The sequence below is a fragment of the Exiguobacterium sp. LL15 genome, assembly GCF_024436095.1.
GTDB classification, from domain to species: domain Bacteria; phylum Bacillota; class Bacilli; order Exiguobacteriales; family Exiguobacteriaceae; genus Exiguobacterium_A; species Exiguobacterium_A indicum.
The window spans coordinates 1100052-1117640 of sequence record NZ_JANFNX010000001.1; the positions used below are offsets into that span (position 1 = coordinate 1100052).

A 17589-nucleotide genomic window follows, 5' to 3' on the forward strand; every position below is an offset into this window, starting at 1 on the left:
TTGACCATTTAAGTTGAGGGAGGAAATAACGCATGATTTATGACATTCCGAACAAGCAAGGGTCAAAAGTACAGTACAAGGAACGGTATGAAAATTACATCAATGGAAAGTGGACGGCACCTGTCGGGGGAGAATATTTTGATAATGTCACACCTGTCACTGGTAAAGTATTGTGCCAAGTCGCTCGTTCCGGTAAGGAAGACATCGAACTGGCTCTTGATGCAGCACACGCGGCAAAAGAAGCATGGGGAAAAACGTCTGTAACGGAACGCTCAAACATTTTAAATAAAATCGCGAATCGGATGGAAGAAAACCTTGAGATGCTCGCTTATGCAGAGACACTTGAGAACGGGAAAGCGGTCCGTGAGACACTCAACGCCGATCTACCGCTCGCAATCGATCACTTCCGTTATTTCGCCGGCGTCATCCGTGCCCAAGAAGGTTCGGTCGGCGAACTCGATCAAGACACGGTAGCGTATCACTTCCATGAGCCACTTGGCGTCGTTGGTCAAATCATTCCGTGGAACTTCCCTCTCCTGATGGCTGTCTGGAAGCTGGCACCGGCTCTCGCAGCAGGAAACTGTGTCGTCTTAAAACCAGCAGAACAAACACCAGCGAGCATCATGGTACTCGTTGAGCTCATTGAGGATTTACTCCCACCGGGTGTTCTTAACATCGTCAACGGTTTTGGTCTTGAAGCAGGGAAACCGCTCGCGTCGAGCAAACGGATTGCCAAAATCGCCTTTACGGGTGAGACAACGACAGGACGTTTGATCATGCAGTACGCATCGCAAAACTTGATTCCGGTCACCCTCGAGCTCGGTGGGAAATCACCGAACATCTTCTTCGAAGATATCATGCAGGCAGATGATGCTTTCTTCGATAAAGCAATCGAAGGATTACTGATGTTTGCGTTGAACCAAGGAGAAGTCTGTACGTGTCCGTCGCGTGCCTTGATTCAAGAATCAATTTACGAGCCGTTCATGGAACGTGTTCTTGAGCGTGTCAAAGCCATCAAGATCGGAAATCCTCTTGATTCGGACGTCATGATGGGGGCTCAAGCTTCGAACGAACAGATGGAGAAAATCCTTTCATATCTTGAAATCGGTAAGTCGGAAGGCGCAGAGTGTCTCATCGGTGGAGAGCGTAACATGCTTGAAGGGGATCTTGCCGAAGGATATTACATCCAACCAACGATCTTCAAAGGGCATAACAAGATGCGAATCTTCCAAGAAGAAATTTTCGGACCGGTTCTATCGGTCACGACATTCAAGACGGAAGAAGAAGCACTCGAAATTGCGAATGATACGTTATATGGTCTTGGTGCCGGCGTCTGGACACGCGATATGAACCGTGCTTACCGGTTTGGTCGTGCAATCGAAGCAGGACGTGTCTGGACGAACTGTTATCACCAATATCCAGCTCACGCGGCGTTTGGTGGTTACAAAATGTCAGGGATCGGACGTGAAAACCATAAGATGATGCTCAACCATTACCAACGGACGAAAAACCTACTCGTTAGCTACAACCCGAATAAACTCGGTTTCTTCTAAGTCGGAAAGGACGTGGATGCAAATGGTGGAACGTGTTCAGGCGACAGCAGCTTGTCTAGAGTTAATCGACCAGTTGAGAGAAAAACACGGTCCGTTGATGTTTCATCAATCTGGTGGTTGTTGCGATGGCAGTTCCCCGATGTGTTTTGCGCAGGGTGATCTATTCCTGGGAGATCAGGATAAAAAACTGGGAGAGATCGGTGGTTGTCCGTTTTATATTCATGAAGATCAATATGAGTACTGGAAACATACGCAACTCATCATTGATGTCGTGGATGGTCGAGGCGGAATGTTCTCTCTTGAAGGTGTCGAAGGGAAACGTTTTTTGACACGCTCCCGTGCGTTCACGCAAGAGGAATACGCTGAACTATCAGCATCAAGCTAAGGAATCAAACACGGTTTCGTCGAGGTGACTTGTTCATTCAGGTCGCTCGTACGGAATCGTGTTTTTTGTTCGTATCACGACGTTCGAACAGGATAAAAGTTGGTAATGCGGCATAAGAACGGTATAATGAACTCATATTTTGACGAGAAGATAGTTTCACACTATGACATTATAGGGGGTCACCATGAAATATCCATTTTTAGGTTGGACAGGTCAAACGATCGGAGTGACGGCGCCCTCCTCCGGATTAAGTGAACAGCAACAGGAATGGGTCGAACGAGCAGTTGAACAGGTACAAGCACGACAAATGAACGTCCGTTTAGGCGAAACGATTTGGTCGCATCAACATGCTGAGAGTGCACCGGCTAAACAACGGGCCGAAGAATTGAACCGCATGATGACGGATGAGACGATTGATGCCGTCATCCCGCCATTTGGCGGGGAACGCGCCATTGATCTTTTACCTGAGTTGACGCTAGCTACTTACCAAACAAAATGGTTGCTTGGCTATTCCGATATCAGTACGCTATTGCTCAGTCTGACGCTTCAGACGGGAATTGCAACAGCACATGGTCCGAATTTCGTTGAGCTTCGAAGTGAAGAATGGGACGAGACGACAAGTGCCTGGCGACGAGTACTTGCGACGCCAACTGGAGGAACCGTTACACAGTGGGCTTCCGATCGTTATCAATCCAAATGGACTGATGAAGAACGTCCAGCAGGTTCGTTATTTCAGCTAACGGAAGCGACGGAATGGAAAGCACTTGATGAGCGAACAGAAGTGACCGGACGTATACTTGGTGGGTGCCTAGAGACGATTCGCCATCTGATTGGGACACCGTATGGAGATGTGCAGCGTTTCCAGCGTGAAGAGATCAACGGAGAACCGATACTCTGGTACTTTGAGGTGTCTGAAGCGAATTCGGCAGAGGTGCACCGGACGCTGCGACAAATGGCGTATGCTGGCTGGTTCAACCATGCGGCTGGCTTTTTATTCGGGCGCACGTCTGCAAGGATTACAGAAGACCTGACATGGCTAAACGTGTATCAATATCTAGCGGATGAGACAGGCTTACCAGTCTTATACGATCTTGACATCGGTCATCAGCCGCCGCAGGTGACGTTAATCAATGGAGCGACGGGTACGGTTCGTATTCAAGGAAAAGATTCACGAATCGATCTGACGTTCAACTAAAAAGGAGAGCACGCAATGGCACGTCGTAAGTTTCAAGCATTAGGCGTTTATAAACGCGTCCATATCAATCCGGAGACACGTCGGATGACGTTACCGGAACCATTTTACGATGCACTTCGTCTAGAAGATGAATTGCTGATTGCACAAGTCGGAGATGTTCTCGTCATGCGACGTCCGGGGGAGGTCGTCGAGACAGAAACAGATTTATTGAGCGAACTCGTAGAAGATGGATTCACGGGTACAGAGCTCGTCCAAGAATTTGCCTACCGGCGTCAGCAACAAGAACAGCGATTACGTCAACAAGTCTTGCAGGATGAAGAGGATGACCATGCTGCTCAACTGAAGATCGAGTTATAACGGAAAGAAGGAGTGGGGCAGATGCGTCGCAGAACAAAAATTGGAATCGGAGTCATCGGATCCGGATTAGTAGCAGCGAGTTATTATTTTTACGAGATGGCAATCGCTACGAATCCAAAGCCATTCTTATCGAATAATCGAGATCTAAGTGACGAGATGGTCCGATTGATGCAACCTGGTCAGACATGGATCAAGGAGCAACCGCTTGAGCGGATCGAGATTGAAGCGAAAGACGGTTTAACGTTACGCGGGCATTTTCTTCCGTCACCTGTTCCGTCAAATCGGATCGTCATTCTCGTGCACGGGTACGGAGGCGTCGGAACGGATTTAGCCGGATTCGCCTATCTGTACCATCAGGCCGGTTTCCATGTCATGATGCCCGATAATCGTGGACACGGAATGAGTGACGGTCACTACATCGGATTCGGATGGCATGATCGGGAAGATTGTCTCAGTTGGTCGAACTATCTGATTGAACGGATCGGACAGGAGGCGAAACTATTCCTGCATGGCGTATCGATGGGAGGGGCGACCGTATTGATGACGAGTGGCGAACAACTCCCACCACAAATCAAAGGAATCATTTCTGATTGTGCCTATACGTCCGTTAATGCAGTCCTTGCGTATCAGATGAAGCGGATGTACCGTCTACCACACTTTCCGTTCTTAGGCATGACGAGCGTATTGACGAAGCTAAAGGCTGGTTATACGTTCCGTGAAGCATCTGCGCTGAAACAGGTCAAAAAGGCACAAGTACCGATTTTGTTCATCCATGGTGGGGCGGATACATTCGTACCGACAGACATGGTGTATGAGCTGTATGAAGCTTGTCCAACGGAAAAAGAGCTCGTCGTCATTCCAAATGCCGCTCATGCGATGGCCTATTTTGAGGATCCAGCATTGTATGATGATGTCGTCGAGAAGTTCGTTCGCAACATCTTGCGAAATGATTGACAACTCCGTTCTTTACCCGCTATATTAATATCATAAATCAACGTCGTCGTGGCGGAACTGGTAGACGCGCTAGACTCAGAATCTAGTGGTGGCAACACCGTGGAGGTTCAAGTCCTCTCGGCGGCATAAATGATTGAAGGAGGCAATCCCAGCAGGGGGTTGCCCTTTTTTTTATTGCTGAATAGAAAACGATTACAACGAATAAAAATTCAGAAATATTTATCTTTTTAGAATTTTTCTGGTAAAATACGTTTTAAAGAGGGTACTCTTCAGGGAAAGTACTAAGTGAAGTAGACAATCTTTAACACATAGGAGAGGGGAAACAAACATGAAAAAAGGGAGTATCTTGCTAGCGCTCTTGATGAGCTGTGTTCTCGTACTTGGTGCATGTAGCATCGGTTCGAAAGAAGAAGAGTCGTCTGAAGGAAAGACTTATAAGGTCGGCATTGACGTCACGTATCCACCATTCGAATATAAAGACGGGGATACGTACAAAGGAATCGACATCGATCTCATGAAAGCAATCGCGAAGGATCAGAACTTCAAGATTCAATTTGAGGCGATGGACTTTAGCGGCATCATTCCGGCACTTCAAGCAAATCAATTGGACGTTGCCATTGCCGGTATGAGTATTACGCCAGAACGGAAGAAAGTCGTCACATTCTCGGATCCATACTTCAAAGCTGGTCTTATTCTAGTCGTCAAAGAAGATGAGAATGGTATTAAATCTGTCAACGATTTAAAAGGGAAAAAAGTAGCCGTCAAAAAGGGAACGACGGGTGCGAAATATGCAACGGATAACGCAGATAAACTGGGCTTTACAGTCACACAGTTCAATGACAGTCCAGCGATGTTCCAAGAAGTGAAGAATGGTAACGCTGCTGCTTTGATTGAAGATTATCCTGTCATCTCATATGCAAACAAACAACAAAACCTTGGATTAAAACTTGTCGGAGACCGTCTCAACGGGGACAACTACGGAATCGCTGTCTTAAAAGGTGAGAACGAGGATCTGATGAAGAAAATCAACAAAGGGCTTGCGAATCTGAAAGAAAACGGTGAATACGATAAAATCGTTGACACGTATCTGAAATAAGTCGCAAGGCGATAAGGGAGTGGGATAGCCAATGGAAGTGGTCAAAACCGCATTTCCATTTTTCTTGGAAGGGCTTCAAGTCACATTGTATATTTTCATCATCGCGGTCATCGTCGGCTTTCTGATTGGCTTAGTCGTCGCATTGATGCGGTTATCACCATCAAAAATCTTAAACGGGATCGCAATTGTCTATATTGATGTCATTCGCGGAACGCCATTCATCGTTCAGTTATTCTTCATCTATTTTGGACTCAATTCGCTCGAATGGTTATCGATGGACCGGATGTATGCAGGGATACTGACGGTCGCAATCAATGCCGGTGCTTATTTTGCGGAGATCATTCGAGCTGGTATCCAGTCGATTGATAAAGGACAAACAGAAGCTGCGCGTTCACTCGGGATGACAGGGCGTCAAACGATGGTACAGATCATCTTACCGCAAGCATTCCGACGGATGTTACCAACGATTACGAACCAATCGATCATCAGCTTAAAAGATACATCGTTGCTGTCGATCATCGGAATCGCTGACTTGACGCAACAAGGTCAGGTTCAGCAATCGACGACGTTCGAACCATTTATCGTCTGGTCTGTCGTCGGATTGATGTACTTCGTCATCATTTATCTCTTGTCCTTAGTGGCGAAGTTCTTGGAACGGAGGTTTACATTACGATGAGTATCATTGAAGTGAAGAACTTAAAAAAATCCTTCGGTTCGAATGAAGTCTTAAAAGACATCAACGTCTCGATTGCAGAAAAAGAAGTCGTTTGTGTCATCGGTCCGTCGGGATCTGGGAAAAGTACGTTTTTACGCTGTTTGAATCGATTGGAAGAGATCACGGGTGGCACGGTCATCGTCGATGATTTCGACATTACGAGTCCAAAGGTCGATATCAACAAGGTCCGGGAAGAAGTCGGGATGGTCTTTCAACATTTTAATCTCTTCCCACATAAGACCGTGCTAGAAAACGTCACGCTCGCACCGATTAAAGTGCGTAAATCGGATAAAGAACAGGCGAAACAGCGGGCACTTGAACTACTCGATAAAGTCGGATTACGTGAAAAAGCGGATAATTATCCAGGTGAATTATCTGGAGGTCAAAAACAGCGGGTCGCTATTGCCCGCGCGCTTGCGATGAATCCGAAAATCATGTTGTTTGATGAGCCAACGTCAGCGCTTGACCCGGAAATGGTCGGTGACGTGCTTGCCGTCATGAAACAGCTTGCCCTTGAAGGCATGACGATGGTCGTCGTGACCCATGAGATGGGATTTGCTCGAGAGGTTGGAGATCGCGTCTTATTCATGGATGGTGGCTATATCGTCGAAGAGAACGTGCCACAAGCATTGTTTGATTCTCCACAACACGAACGGACGCAATCGTTCCTTAGTAAAGTCTTATGATGGAACCGGCGTATCTAAATGCGGATACGCCGGTTTTTTGACGAATCATAAATAACTGGCTAAGCGCTCATAAGAAAAACTTATACATTTAAGCGCAAGAATTTGGGAATTCGAAATGCACACACAGGAAAAGAGTAGTAATATAGTAACGAAGGCACTTTCATGGAAGAATGACACGATCATTCCTTCTCATGACGTTCAGCGTTTTATTCATGCAATTCCTTTTGAAAGCGCTAACAGGTAGAGGGCTGGAAACACATCGAGTATCCACTGGATGTGTGGGGAGAAATATAGAAACGGGGGGAACCGTACATGGCAGGCTACGAGCAAGATCAACAAGCATTCTATGGACCAAACCTTGGCTACATCATTGAATTGTACGAGCGTTTTTTAGAAGACAAAACATCCGTTGATGAGGAGACACGTGCTTATTTCGAAGAGCATGGTGCACCCGTGACGGAACCAGTTGTACCGATGCAAGTCGAGACAGGAGATTTCGAAAAATATCTTGCGGCGAATCGTTTAGCGGAACAAATTCGTGCAAAAGGACATCTTGCGGCGGATATCTATCCGCTGAAGGACCATCCGCGAGAAACAGGATTATTCGAATTGAGTCAGTACGGATTGACAGAAGCAGATCTTCGAAAAATGCCAGTCTCACTCGTCTGTCCTGAACCACCAACTGGTGTACAGGACGCATTTGAAGGCATCGAACATTTAAAAGCGCAGTACACGGGAGCAGCCGCAGTTGAGTTCCAGCATGTCGACGATCTCGATGAAAAGAAATGGCTCCGTCAGAAAATCGAGCAAGGTGCTTTGACAGCGACGCTAGATGCTGAACAAAAGAAACAGTTGTTCAAACGCTTAGCTGAAACGGACCTCTTCGAAAAATACTTGCACAAAACATACGTCGGTCAAAAACGCTTCTCGATTGAAGGACTTGACGCGATGGTGCCATTGCTCGACACAATCGTCGGACACCTCATCTCGAACGGGTCGGAGACGATCAATATCGGAATGGCACACCGTGGACGGTTGAACGTTTTGGCGCACGTACTCGGGAAGCCGTATGAAATGATCTTTGCTGAGTTCCAGCATGCACCAAACCACGACCTCGTACCATCTGAAGGCTCGATTGGGATCACGTACGGTTGGACGGGCGACGTGAAGTATCACCTCGGTTTAAACCGAAAACTTGAGCAAGAGACACGTAACGTGCGGATGACGCTTGCGAACAATCCGTCGCACCTTGAGTTCGTCGACCCAGTCGTCGAAGGCTTCACACGTGCGGCACAAGATGATCGCTCACAAAAAGGAGCACCACGCCAAGAGCAAGCGGCTGCTGCTGCGATCCTGATCCACGGTGATGCAGCGTTCCCAGGTCAAGGAATCGTGGCTGAAACATTGAACTTAGCGAATCTCAAAGGATATAACACCGGCGGAACGATTCATATCATCGCGAACAACACGATCGGCTTCACGACGGAGCCGACGGACTCCCGTTCGACGCGTTACTCGAGTGATCTTGCCAAAGGATATGAGATCCCAGTCTTCCACGTCAATGCGGATGAGCCGGAAAGCTGTCTCGCTGTCGCGTTGCTCGCGAGCGAGTATCGGGCAACGTTTAAGAAGGATGTCATGATTGATTTGATCGGATATCGTCGTTTTGGTCATAACGAAATGGATGAACCGATGAATACGAACCCGGTCTTATACGATTTGATTCATAAACATGATCCAATTCGTGTCTTGTACGGGAAAACACTTGTCGCGAACGGGGATGCGACAGCTGACGAAATTCAATCGATTGAAACATCGATCAATGACCAGATGAAAGCAGCTCGTGAAAAAGTACCAAACGTCGAGAAAGAGTATGGTGGGGTCATGCCGGACGTCGTCTTTAAAGGCGTTCCGACCATCGAGACAGGGGTCTCGATTGAAACATTGACGGCGTACAATGAAGAATTATTACAGTGGCCGGACGGCTTCCAAGTGTTCCATAAACTTGAGAAGGTCCTGAAGCGCCGGACGGATGCGTTCTCAACGAAGAACGGAATTGACTGGGGACATGCCGAAACATTGGCGTTCGCTTCGATTCTCTCAGATGGAACACCCATCCGCTTGAGCGGTCAAGATTCTGAACGGGGAACGTTCGCACAACGGAACATTAATCTTCATGATGTGAAAACAGGAGAAGGCTTCTCGCCACTCCATGCCTTGTCAACGGCAACTGCATCATTCTCGGTCTACAACAGTCCGTTGTCTGAAGCAGGTGTACTTGGTTTTGAATACGGTTATAACGTCTTCGCTCCGGAAACACTTGTATTATGGGAAGCGCAATATGGGGACTTTGCGAACTCAGGTCAAGTCATCTTCGACCAGTTCATCTCAGCTAGCCGAGCAAAATGGGGACAAACGTCAGGTCTCGTCATGTTGCTTCCGCATGGTTATGAGGGGCAAGGACCAGAACACTCGAGTGGTCGTTTAGAACGTTTCTTGACGTTATCGGGTGAGAAAAACTGGACGGTCGCGAACGTGTCAAGTGCTGCCCAGTACTTCCACCTGTTGCGCCGACAAGCAGCGATTCTCGGGAAAGAGGAAGTCCGACCGCTCGTCGTCATGACGCCGAAGAGTCTCTTGCGTCATCCGCTTGCGACATCCGATGTCTCTGAGTTGACGGAAGGTAGTTTCCAACGTGTCATCGAACAAGCTGGACTTGGCGAAGCACCAGATCGTGTTAAACGTCTTGTGTTCTGTTCTGGTAAGATGGCAATCGATCTAGCAGAAGCCGTTTCAAAATCAGATGAGAATCTCGATTGGCTACAAATCGTCCGGGTCGAGGAGTTGTATCCGTTCCCGGCGAAAGCCTTACAAGAAGTCATCGCGCGCTATGAAGCCGTCGAAGAGATGGTCTGGGTACAAGAAGAACCGAAAAACATGGGGGCTTGGTCCTTCATGGAACCTCGACTTGAGACAGTCGCACCGAACGGCATCCAAACCGTCCGTTACATCGGTCGTCGTCGTCGTTCTAGTACAGCAGAAGGTGACCCGTCAGGTCATAAAGTAGAGCAGGCACGTATCATCAATGATGCACTCACAGCGACTGTTTCTACTCCAACAGCACCATCACACGTATCAAATCACACATCATAACTTAAGATAGAATCGAGTCATAGGGGGAGAATACGATGGAAATCAAAGTACCAGAACTTGCCGAATCAATTACTGAAGGAACGGTGGCGTCTTGGTTAAAACAACCAGGTGATCACGTGGAAAAAGGGGAAGCCATCGTTGAGCTCGAGACAGATAAAGTCAACATCGAAGTACCGTCAGATGAAGCAGGTACGTTGACGGAAGTGATGGCTGCTGAAGGAGATACAGTTCGCGTCGGGGAAACGATTGCTGTCATCTCTGCTGGTGGCGAGGCTCCAAAACCGGCTGCGGCAGAACCAGTACAAGAAACGCCAAAAGAGACACCAAAAGCAGAAGAAAAAGCGGAACAACCGGTGGCTGCAGCAGCGACTGAAAGTACATCTGTTGCGGATCGTCCGATTGCTTCACCTGCTGCCCGTAAACTGGCTCGTGAAAAAGGAATCGATTTAGCACAAGTGGCGACGCAAGATCCACTTGGTCGCATCCGCGTCCAAGACGTCGCGACGTTTGAAGTAGCACCACGTGAGCAAGCAAAACCGGCTCCTACGAAACCCGCTACACCGGCACCAGCACCTTCAGCCGCTCCTGGGAAACCGGAAGAGCGAATCAAGATGTCACGCCGTCGTAAGACGATTGCGAACCGACTCGTTGAAGTTCAACAAACGGCAGCGATGTTGACGACATTCAATGAGATCGATATGTCAGCGGTCATGGCACTACGTAAACGTCGCCAAGAGAAATTTGTGAAGGAAAACGAAGTCAAGCTCGGATTCATGTCATTCTTTACAAAAGCAGCAGTCGCAGCACTGAAGAAGATGCCATACTTGAATGCTGAGATTCAAGGGGATGAAATCGTCCTGAAGAAATTCTACGATATCGGGATTGCGGTCTCAGCACCGGACGGTCTCGTCGTTCCTGTCGTACGTGATGCGGACAAGAAGAACTTCGCTGAGATTGAAAAAGATATCATTCAACTCGCTGTCAAAGCGCGTGACAACAAACTCGGTCTATCTGACTTGACGGGTGGTACGTTCACGATCACGAATGGTGGTACGTTCGGTTCACTCATGTCGACACCGATCTTAAACGGTCCACAAGTCGCGATTCTAGGGATGCATGCAATCAACTTGCGTCCTGTCGCGATTGATGCTGAACGGATGGAAAACCGTCCGATGATGTATGTCGCACTCTCCTACGACCACCGAATCGTTGATGGAAAAGAAGCCGTTACGTTCCTGAAGCACATCAAAGATTTGCTTGAAGATCCAGAGTCATTGATTTTCGAAGCGTAAGTTTCAAGAAGACCCGTTTGATCGAACGGGTCTTTTTCTATGTCGTAATAACACTTTGTCATCAAATCACGAAATGACATTTACATTTTCTCTATATCAGCTTCATACATACGACTTAGGATAGGTATTGTAAGAATATTTCAAGGGGGAATCAATTATGTTGAAACAATTTGGGTTAACGATGGCTGCAGGCGCGATATTAAGTACAGGTTTTCCGACAGAAGATGTCGGTGCACAATCAAAAGGAAAATCATTGCTCGATCCAAATCGAATCATCAACGTCGCTCACCGCGGAGCTTCAGGGTATGCACCAGAGCATACGATGCCAGCTTATGAAATGGGACATAAGAAATTTAAAGCAGATTACATCGAGATTGACTTACAGATGACAAAAGATGGTCAATTGATTGCGATGCACGATGAAACGGTTGATCGGACGACAGATAGGACGGGTGCTGTCAAAGACAAGACACTTGAAGAAATCAAGAAGCTTGATGCAGGAAGCTGGTTCAATGAAGTAAACCCTTCACTTGCTCGAAAAGAGTACGCTGGATTAAAAGTGCCGACACTTGAAGAAATTTTCTCGACATATGGAAAGCATGCGAACTATTATATTGAAACAAAATCGCCAGAGGTTTATCCAGGTATGGAAGAGAAGTTATTGAATACCTTAAAAGCTTATGGTTTATCGAGTGATCGTGTAAAACCGGGTCAAGTCTTAATTCAATCGTTCAGTGAAGCAAGCCTTCAAAAAGTCAAAGCCATGGATCCGAATGTACCGCTTATTCAGTTGATGGAAGCGAACGAAGTCAAGGCATTGACGGATGATCGATTGACTGCAATCCGTCAGTATGCAGTCGGTGTCGGTCCTTCCTTCAAAGCGTTGACACGTGAGAACGTCTCAGCGATTCGCGCGCATGATTTATTACTTCACCCGTATACTGTCAATGAAAAAGCGGATATGGTACGTATGCTTGATTATGGTGTTACAGGTGTCTTTACGAACTATGCCGACCGTTTCAATGATGTCGTGAAAGGGCTGTACAAAAAATAAAGTAAAAACGAAACAGTACTATTTCTTCTTTCGTGAACTGAACCCTGAATGGTGGACACTTGATAAAAGACCCCATTCGGGGTTTTTTGTGTTTAAAGATATCGATATACTGTACCTATTCAATTTAGACGGGAGAACTATTCATGAACAGACGCACCTTCAATCCAGATCAAATCAGACAACTTGAAGCGAATCTTCACGTAGCCTCTGTATCAGATCGTACGATTCAATACAAAGGAGAATTTAAGATTCACGCTGTACGTGAGAATTTAGCTGGTAAGCGACTGATACAAATCTTTGAGGAAAGCGGCTTTGACCTGGACATGATCGGTAAGCAAACGCCGAACGAAGCGCTGAAACGGTGGCGGAAGACATATCGCATTTATGGAGAAGAAGGACTCTTGAATGAGAGACGTGGAAAATCTAATCTTGGAGGTCGACCGAAAAAAGATGATTCCGTCGAACGACGACTTGCGAGAGCTGAAGCACGAATCAAGTACCTCACAGCGGAGAATGAATTACTAAAAAAGCTAGAAGCACTCGAAAGAGAGGCGAAGTACCGAAACTAACGGCATCTGAACGCTATCAGGCAATCAATATTGTCTTACGAAAACAATCGTCGAGTCGGTTCGTGACGGATCTATGTATGCTCGCTGAAGTGAGCCGCAGCGGTTATTACGCCTGGCTCGCACGTACGGATAGTGTTTCCCTTCGGGAAGAACGCGACTATGCGGACTACCTCCTTCTGAAATATGTTCATGATCGTCATAAGGGAAAAATCGGCTATCGTGGTCTTTACATGGAGATGCTTGATCTTATCGGGGGGCCGATGAATCATAAACGTATTTTGCGTATCATGAGGAAGTTTGGAATCGTGACGAAAATCCGTAGGCAGAACGCCTACCGTAAAATCGCTAAAGCGACATATGAACATAAGACTGTACCAAATCACTTGAACCGTCGGTTCGATCAGCAGGAGCCTGGTAAAGTATTCGTCACAGATATCACTTATCTCCGTATTGGATCTGGCCAAACTGTTTATCTTTCTTGTGTGAAGGATATCGCTACACGTGAAATTATGGCACATCATGTATCTAAAAGCCTCCATATGGAACTCGTCCTTCATACAGCGAATAAACTCGCAGAACGACTTCAAGGGAATGTACACCCGGAAGCCATGATACATTCCGATCAAGGATTCCATTATACGCATCCTGCTTATCAAACACGCATCCGTGAGATGGGAATGCTTCAATCCATGTCTCGTAGAGGAAACTGTCTGGATAATGCCCCGATGGAATCGTTCTTTGGGCACTTGAAAGATTATGTCGATTATAAATTAGCATCTGACCTCGATGAGGTCTGTGCCATGGTCGATGCTTACATTGATTATTACAATAGCGAACGAAGACAATGGAAACTACAAAAGATGACTCCGGTACAATACCGAAGCCATCTCATAGCAGCTTAAAACGTTAAGGGTGCTTTTATTAAACTGTCCAAACTGTAGGGCTCAGTTCATCGAACAGGAAAGGAGAAATGGTTTTTTGTTTTTAAAACTCGTATTCTAAATCCAATATTTCATTCCATACGTAAACCCTATAGAGGTTTATCAGAATTTCGAATCATGAGACAAAACAATGTAGTCAGTTTCGTTTTTCATGGTACGATAACAGTGCAGTTTTGGGAAGGAATGGAGTGAGGATCGTGAGAATTACACAGTATACGGATTATGGACTACGTGTGTTGATGTATCTCGGGGTGCACCGGGATGTTATCACACCAATGCCGCAGATTGCCAAGCATTATGGCATCTCATCCAACCATTTAATGAAGGTGACACAACAATTAGCGAAACTTGGCTATGTCGAATCAACAAGAGGTCGGTCAGGCGGACTCCGTTTGATTCGTGAGCCAAAAGACATCAACATCGGGAAAGTCGTTCGGGAGATGGAACCGATGGATATCGTCGAGTGTTTTGGAAGCAACGGTCATTGTGTCATCGAACCAGGATGCCGTCTAAAAGGTGTGCTCGGACGAGCGCTTCGAGCTTTTATCCGGGAACTGGAACAGCATACATTAGAAGAATTGCTAGATAATCGTGATGAGTTGGCACTGTTGTTTGCTACCTCACCTTTACAGCGTTCTTAATCAAAAAACCCTCGCTTCCGAGAATGGAAGCGAGGGTTTTGTCATAGCGATACTTATACGTCATCTTGGCGTTTCTTTGGTTCCACATGTTCTTTATTCTGGGACAAGTCGTCACGAACAGACGATTTCCACAACGGAACATTGCTGTAATATGCAGCACGAGCGATCAGATGTCCTCCAATCGGTGCTGTGATGAGCACGAACAGGATGCCGAGAACGACACGAGAGGAGAAGAATCCATCTTCAGTGACGAAATAGATGATGACGCCGATTAAAATCGACATGACACCTAATGTCGCGCTTTTAGATGCAGCGTGAGCACGCGTATAGACATCCGGTAAGCGGATCAGACCAAGCGCGGTGACGAGACTAAATCCCATACCGAGCAAGGCGAAGACCGCGACGATCAATTCATTGGTTGCGATCACGTTCGATGATCTCTCCTTTCTCGATATATTTTGAAAAGGCAACTGTACCGATGAAGGCGAGTATACCAATCAACAGGATGACTTCAAGGTAGTCGCTCGTCCGTAAGATGATCGAGACCAGACCAACGATTGAAATCAAGCTGATACCAATTGAATCAAGCGCGATGACACGATCCGCCACACTTGGTCCTTTGATGACCCGGTAAAATAGACCAAGCATCGAGAGAAAAACACCTCCGAGTGCGATATAGATTAAAATATCGAACATCACCGACTCACCTCCAGAATGGCTTTCTCAAAACTATCACGAATCGAAGCGACTGCTTCATCGACCTCTGGCATATGGAGTGCATGAATGTAGAGTGTCTTATTATCATCCGAGATATCAACGACAAGCGTTCCAGGTGTCAATGTGATCAGCATCGACAGCAACGTGATTTGCCACGGTTGATCGAGTTCGGTCTCATAAGCGAAGATACCAGGCTGAATATCTAACCTCGGCTTTAAGATGATTTTCAAGACATCGATGTTTGCGACGACTAGCTCGTAGAGAAAGCGGAAGAACAATAGGACGAGTGCAACGACAGGTCCGAGGTAAAAGCGACCTTTGAAGCCGCGACGGAAAGCGAACATCGCAATCAACCCTAGCGCGTAACCGATGACGAAACCGGAGGCCGAGAAATTGTTTGAGAGAAACATCCACAAGAATGCAAGAAATAAGTTGAGCAAGACTTGAAATGGCATGAATTAACGACCTCCTTTTAGTACGGCATCGATATAGAGTGTTGGATTCGTCAACGGTTCGACGGCTTGTTGAATCAGTGGACGCATCGCCTCAGCACCTACTCCATAGAGAACGCTGAGCGCAACTAAGGCAATCGTAGGAACAAGCAGCTTTGGAACAAGCGCTTGTTTATCACCTGAGTAGGTCTTCGGTGTGCCCCAAAAGGCACGCATGAACAATTGAACGACGGAATACAAGACGAGCAGACTTGATAGTAAGACGATGATCGGTCCAATCAACTCACCAGCTTCAATACCACCACGAACAATCAGGAATTTCCCAATGAACCCGCTGAGCGGTGGAATCCCGGCAAGTGATAACGCCGCGATGAAGAACGTCCAACCTAATACAGGATAGGCTTTGATCATCCCGCCCATATCTTTCAGTTTACTCGAACCAGCAATTCCGACCATGATTCCAACGAGTAGGAATAAAGCAGCTTTAATCAACATATCATGAAGAAGATAGAAAATCGCACCTTCTAGTGCTTGCGGTGTCATGAGCGAAACCCCGTACAAGATGACCCCGACTGCGACGATGATGTTGTAGATGATGATTTGCTTCGCATCCCGTGTCGCAAGCGCACCGATCACCCCGATGATGATCGTACTGAGAGCAAGGATACTTAAGATTTGATGAATCGTTCCAATCTCATTTGAGAAGAACAAACTATACGTCCGTAAAATCCCGTAGACCCCGACCTTCGTCAGCAAGGCACCGAACAGAGCAAGAACAGGCGTCGGCGGTACTTGATAAGAACCAGGTAACCAGAAGTAGAGCGGGAAGATCGCACCTTTTAATCCGAAGACGATCAGGAATAACAAGGCGATGACGTTTAGGATTGCCGGCTGTCCGACCTCTGAAATCTTTTGACTGATATCCGCCATGCTGAGTGATCCGATGATTCCGTACAAGAAGGCCACCGTCATGACGAATAATGCGGACGAGATGACGTTGATCAAAAGATACTTCAGCGATTCTCGTAATTGTGCCGGTTTCCCGCCGAGAACGATCAAGACATAAGACGAAATCAGGAAGACTTCGAAGAAGACGAACATGTTAAAGATATCACCTGTCGTAAAGGCACCATTGACACCAACGAGCAGGAATTGAACGGCGATGAAATAGTAGTATCGTTGATAGGAAACGCTCAAGTAGACAATGGCATACCAGATGATACAAAGAACAAGAATGCTCGTCGTCGTGACGAGTAAAGCGGATAGCATGTCAGAGACGAGTGTGATACCAAAAGGTGCTGGCCAGCTACCGAGTGTGACTGTTAAGATGCCGTTCGACCGGACAGTCAGCACAAGATAGATGGAGACACAGACAGTCAAAATCGTCGAAAAGAGGGAAACGATTCGTTGTCCTTTGAGGTGTCTCGGGAAAAACATCAAGAGGACACCCGTCAACAAAGGGATGATGATTGGTAGTAGCGGTAAGTTAATCATTCGAATCGGTTCCTTTCATCTCTTCGATATTATCGGTTCCGAGTTCTTGATAGGCACGATAAGCGAGTACCAAGAAAAAGGCAGTGACACCAAAGCTGATGACGATGGCGGTCAAGACGAGTGCTTGCGGTAGTGGATCCGTATAGGAAGTCACGCCGTCCTTTAAGACCGGAGCCGCGCCTCGTTTTAATCCACCCATCGTCATGACGAGTAGATGGGCAGCGTGGCTGAGCAACCCTGTTCCGATGATAATGCGAAGAATACTTTTCGAAAGAATGAGATAAATGGCACACATCGTCAGGATGCCTGCGGCGATCGCCATGATGATTTCCATA

General features: G+C 46.8%; 18 protein-coding genes and 1 tRNA gene. 14 read left to right on the forward strand and 5 right to left on the reverse strand.

Translation table 11 applies throughout. The features are described from left to right. The first annotated feature begins 32 nt into the window (after positions 1-32). From adh to NOM72_RS05470, 14 genes are all read left to right on the forward strand, one after another. Positions 33-1553, forward strand: coding sequence for an aldehyde dehydrogenase (adh, locus tag NOM72_RS05405; RefSeq protein WP_023468556.1), 1521 nt, complete (start codon positions 33-35; stop codon positions 1551-1553). 22 nt (positions 1554-1575) lie between these two features. Next, on the forward strand, positions 1576-1938 hold the full coding sequence (locus NOM72_RS05410) for a DUF779 domain-containing protein (protein ID WP_023468555.1): 363 nt from the start codon (positions 1576-1578) through the stop codon (positions 1936-1938). Between the two features lie 184 nt (positions 1939-2122). Further along, positions 2123-3133, forward strand: coding sequence for a S66 family peptidase (locus NOM72_RS05415; RefSeq protein WP_023468554.1), 1011 nt, complete (start codon positions 2123-2125; stop codon positions 3131-3133). A 15-nt stretch (positions 3134-3148) separates the two neighbouring features. After that, complete coding sequence (locus tag NOM72_RS05420) at positions 3149-3490, forward strand: hypothetical protein (RefSeq protein WP_023468553.1); 342 nt, start codon at positions 3149-3151, stop codon at positions 3488-3490. Between the two features lie 21 nt (positions 3491-3511). Further along, on the forward strand, positions 3512-4444 hold the full coding sequence (locus tag NOM72_RS05425) for an alpha/beta hydrolase (protein ID WP_023468552.1): 933 nt from the start codon (positions 3512-3514) through the stop codon (positions 4442-4444). A gap of 42 nt (positions 4445-4486) precedes the next feature. Further along, positions 4487-4570 (forward strand) — tRNA-Leu (locus NOM72_RS05430). 202 nt (positions 4571-4772) lie between these two features. Beyond that, positions 4773-5540 (forward strand): transporter substrate-binding domain-containing protein, encoded by a 768-nt coding sequence (locus NOM72_RS05435; RefSeq protein WP_023468551.1) that lies wholly within the window; start codon positions 4773-4775, stop codon positions 5538-5540. A gap of 31 nt (positions 5541-5571) precedes the next feature. Next, positions 5572-6216, forward strand: coding sequence for an amino acid ABC transporter permease (locus NOM72_RS05440; protein ID WP_023468550.1), 645 nt, complete (start codon positions 5572-5574; stop codon positions 6214-6216). Further along, positions 6213-6941: an amino acid ABC transporter ATP-binding protein gene (locus NOM72_RS05445; RefSeq protein ID WP_023468549.1), complete on the forward strand. Its 729-nt coding sequence runs from the start codon at positions 6213-6215 to the stop codon at positions 6939-6941. The genes NOM72_RS05440 and NOM72_RS05445 overlap by 4 nt, the downstream gene beginning before the upstream one ends. Positions 6942-7253: 312 nt before the next feature. Continuing rightward, on the forward strand, positions 7254-10094 hold the full coding sequence (locus NOM72_RS05450) for a 2-oxoglutarate dehydrogenase E1 component (protein WP_255998039.1): 2841 nt from the start codon (positions 7254-7256) through the stop codon (positions 10092-10094). Positions 10095-10129: 35 nt separating this feature from the next. Next, the gene (gene odhB / locus NOM72_RS05455; RefSeq protein ID WP_035396989.1) at positions 10130-11386 is read left to right on the forward strand and encodes a 2-oxoglutarate dehydrogenase complex dihydrolipoyllysine-residue succinyltransferase; all 1257 of its coding nucleotides are present in this window, start codon (positions 10130-10132) and stop codon (positions 11384-11386) included. A gap of 157 nt (positions 11387-11543) precedes the next feature. Continuing rightward, positions 11544-12440: a glycerophosphodiester phosphodiesterase gene (locus tag NOM72_RS05460; protein ID WP_370688660.1), complete on the forward strand. Its 897-nt coding sequence runs from the start codon at positions 11544-11546 to the stop codon at positions 12438-12440. Between the two features lie 143 nt (positions 12441-12583). After that, positions 12584-13911 (forward strand): IS3 family transposase gene (locus NOM72_RS05465; RefSeq protein ID WP_370688661.1). Its coding sequence is split into 2 segments (ribosomal slippage): positions 12584-12962 and positions 12962-13911, totalling 1329 coding nucleotides; the frame shifts between segments, so codons are not numbered across the junction. Positions 13912-14147: 236 nt separating this feature from the next. Continuing rightward, positions 14148-14591, forward strand: a complete 444-nt coding sequence (locus tag NOM72_RS05470; protein WP_255998041.1) for an Rrf2 family transcriptional regulator — start codon at positions 14148-14150, stop codon at positions 14589-14591. 53 nt (positions 14592-14644) lie between these two features. Here the strand turns inward: NOM72_RS05470 and mnhG are convergent, their stop codons facing one another. Genes mnhG through NOM72_RS05495 form a run of 5 tightly spaced genes read right to left on the reverse strand, consistent with a single transcriptional unit; the run spans position 14645 to position 17588 of the window. Beyond that, positions 14645-15019, reverse strand: a complete 375-nt coding sequence (gene mnhG, locus NOM72_RS05475; protein ID WP_023468544.1) for a monovalent cation/H(+) antiporter subunit G — start codon at positions 15017-15019, stop codon at positions 14645-14647. Beyond that, positions 15003-15239, reverse strand: a complete 237-nt coding sequence (locus NOM72_RS05480; protein ID WP_369792030.1) for a Na(+)/H(+) antiporter subunit F1 — start codon at positions 15237-15239, stop codon at positions 15003-15005. The genes mnhG and NOM72_RS05480 overlap by 17 nt, the downstream gene beginning before the upstream one ends. 47 nt (positions 15240-15286) lie before the next feature. After that, positions 15287-15763, reverse strand: coding sequence for a Na+/H+ antiporter subunit E (locus NOM72_RS05485; RefSeq protein WP_255998044.1), 477 nt, complete (start codon positions 15761-15763; stop codon positions 15287-15289). Between the two features lie 3 nt (positions 15764-15766). After that, positions 15767-17254, reverse strand: a complete 1488-nt coding sequence (locus NOM72_RS05490) for a Na+/H+ antiporter subunit D (RefSeq protein WP_255998046.1) — start codon at positions 17252-17254, stop codon at positions 15767-15769. Then, positions 17247-17588, reverse strand: a complete 342-nt coding sequence (locus NOM72_RS05495; RefSeq protein ID WP_023468540.1) for a Na(+)/H(+) antiporter subunit C — start codon at positions 17586-17588, stop codon at positions 17247-17249. Before NOM72_RS05495 ends, NOM72_RS05490 begins: the two co-directional genes overlap by 8 nt. Position 17589: the final 1 nt, after the last annotated feature.

Bases quoted from the DNA above. Each gene is read 5' to 3' on its own strand.
- NOM72_RS05410 (WP_023468555.1), top strand. From the start codon at position 1,576: ATGGTGGAACGTGTTCAGGCGACAGCAGCTTGTCTAGAGTTAATCGAC.
- NOM72_RS05420 (WP_023468553.1), top strand. From the start codon at position 3,149: ATGGCACGTCGTAAGTTTCAAGCATTAGGCGTTTATAAACGCGTCCAT.
- odhB (WP_035396989.1), top strand. From the start codon at position 10,130: ATGGAAATCAAAGTACCAGAACTTGCCGAATCAATTACTGAAGGAACG.
- NOM72_RS05450 (WP_255998039.1), top strand. From the start codon at position 7,254: ATGGCAGGCTACGAGCAAGATCAACAAGCATTCTATGGACCAAACCTT.
- adh (WP_023468556.1), top strand. From the start codon at position 33: ATGATTTATGACATTCCGAACAAGCAAGGGTCAAAAGTACAGTACAAG.
- NOM72_RS05485 (WP_255998044.1), bottom strand. From the start codon at position 15,763: ATGCCATTTCAAGTCTTGCTCAACTTATTTCTTGCATTCTTGTGGATG.
- NOM72_RS05435 (WP_023468551.1), top strand. From the start codon at position 4,773: ATGAAAAAAGGGAGTATCTTGCTAGCGCTCTTGATGAGCTGTGTTCTC.
- NOM72_RS05445 (WP_023468549.1), top strand. From the start codon at position 6,213: ATGAGTATCATTGAAGTGAAGAACTTAAAAAAATCCTTCGGTTCGAAT.
- NOM72_RS05480 (WP_369792030.1), bottom strand. From the start codon at position 15,239: ATGCTTGGTCTATTTTACCGGGTCATCAAAGGACCAAGTGTGGCGGAT.
- NOM72_RS05460 (WP_370688660.1), top strand. From the start codon at position 11,544: ATGTTGAAACAATTTGGGTTAACGATGGCTGCAGGCGCGATATTAAGT.
- NOM72_RS05440 (WP_023468550.1), top strand. From the start codon at position 5,572: ATGGAAGTGGTCAAAACCGCATTTCCATTTTTCTTGGAAGGGCTTCAA.
- NOM72_RS05495 (WP_023468540.1), bottom strand. From the start codon at position 17,588: ATGGAAATCATCATGGCGATCGCCGCAGGCATCCTGACGATGTGTGCC.
- NOM72_RS05425 (WP_023468552.1), top strand. From the start codon at position 3,512: ATGCGTCGCAGAACAAAAATTGGAATCGGAGTCATCGGATCCGGATTA.
- NOM72_RS05415 (WP_023468554.1), top strand. From the start codon at position 2,123: ATGAAATATCCATTTTTAGGTTGGACAGGTCAAACGATCGGAGTGACG.
- NOM72_RS05490 (WP_255998046.1), bottom strand. From the start codon at position 17,254: ATGATTAACTTACCGCTACTACCAATCATCATCCCTTTGTTGACGGGT.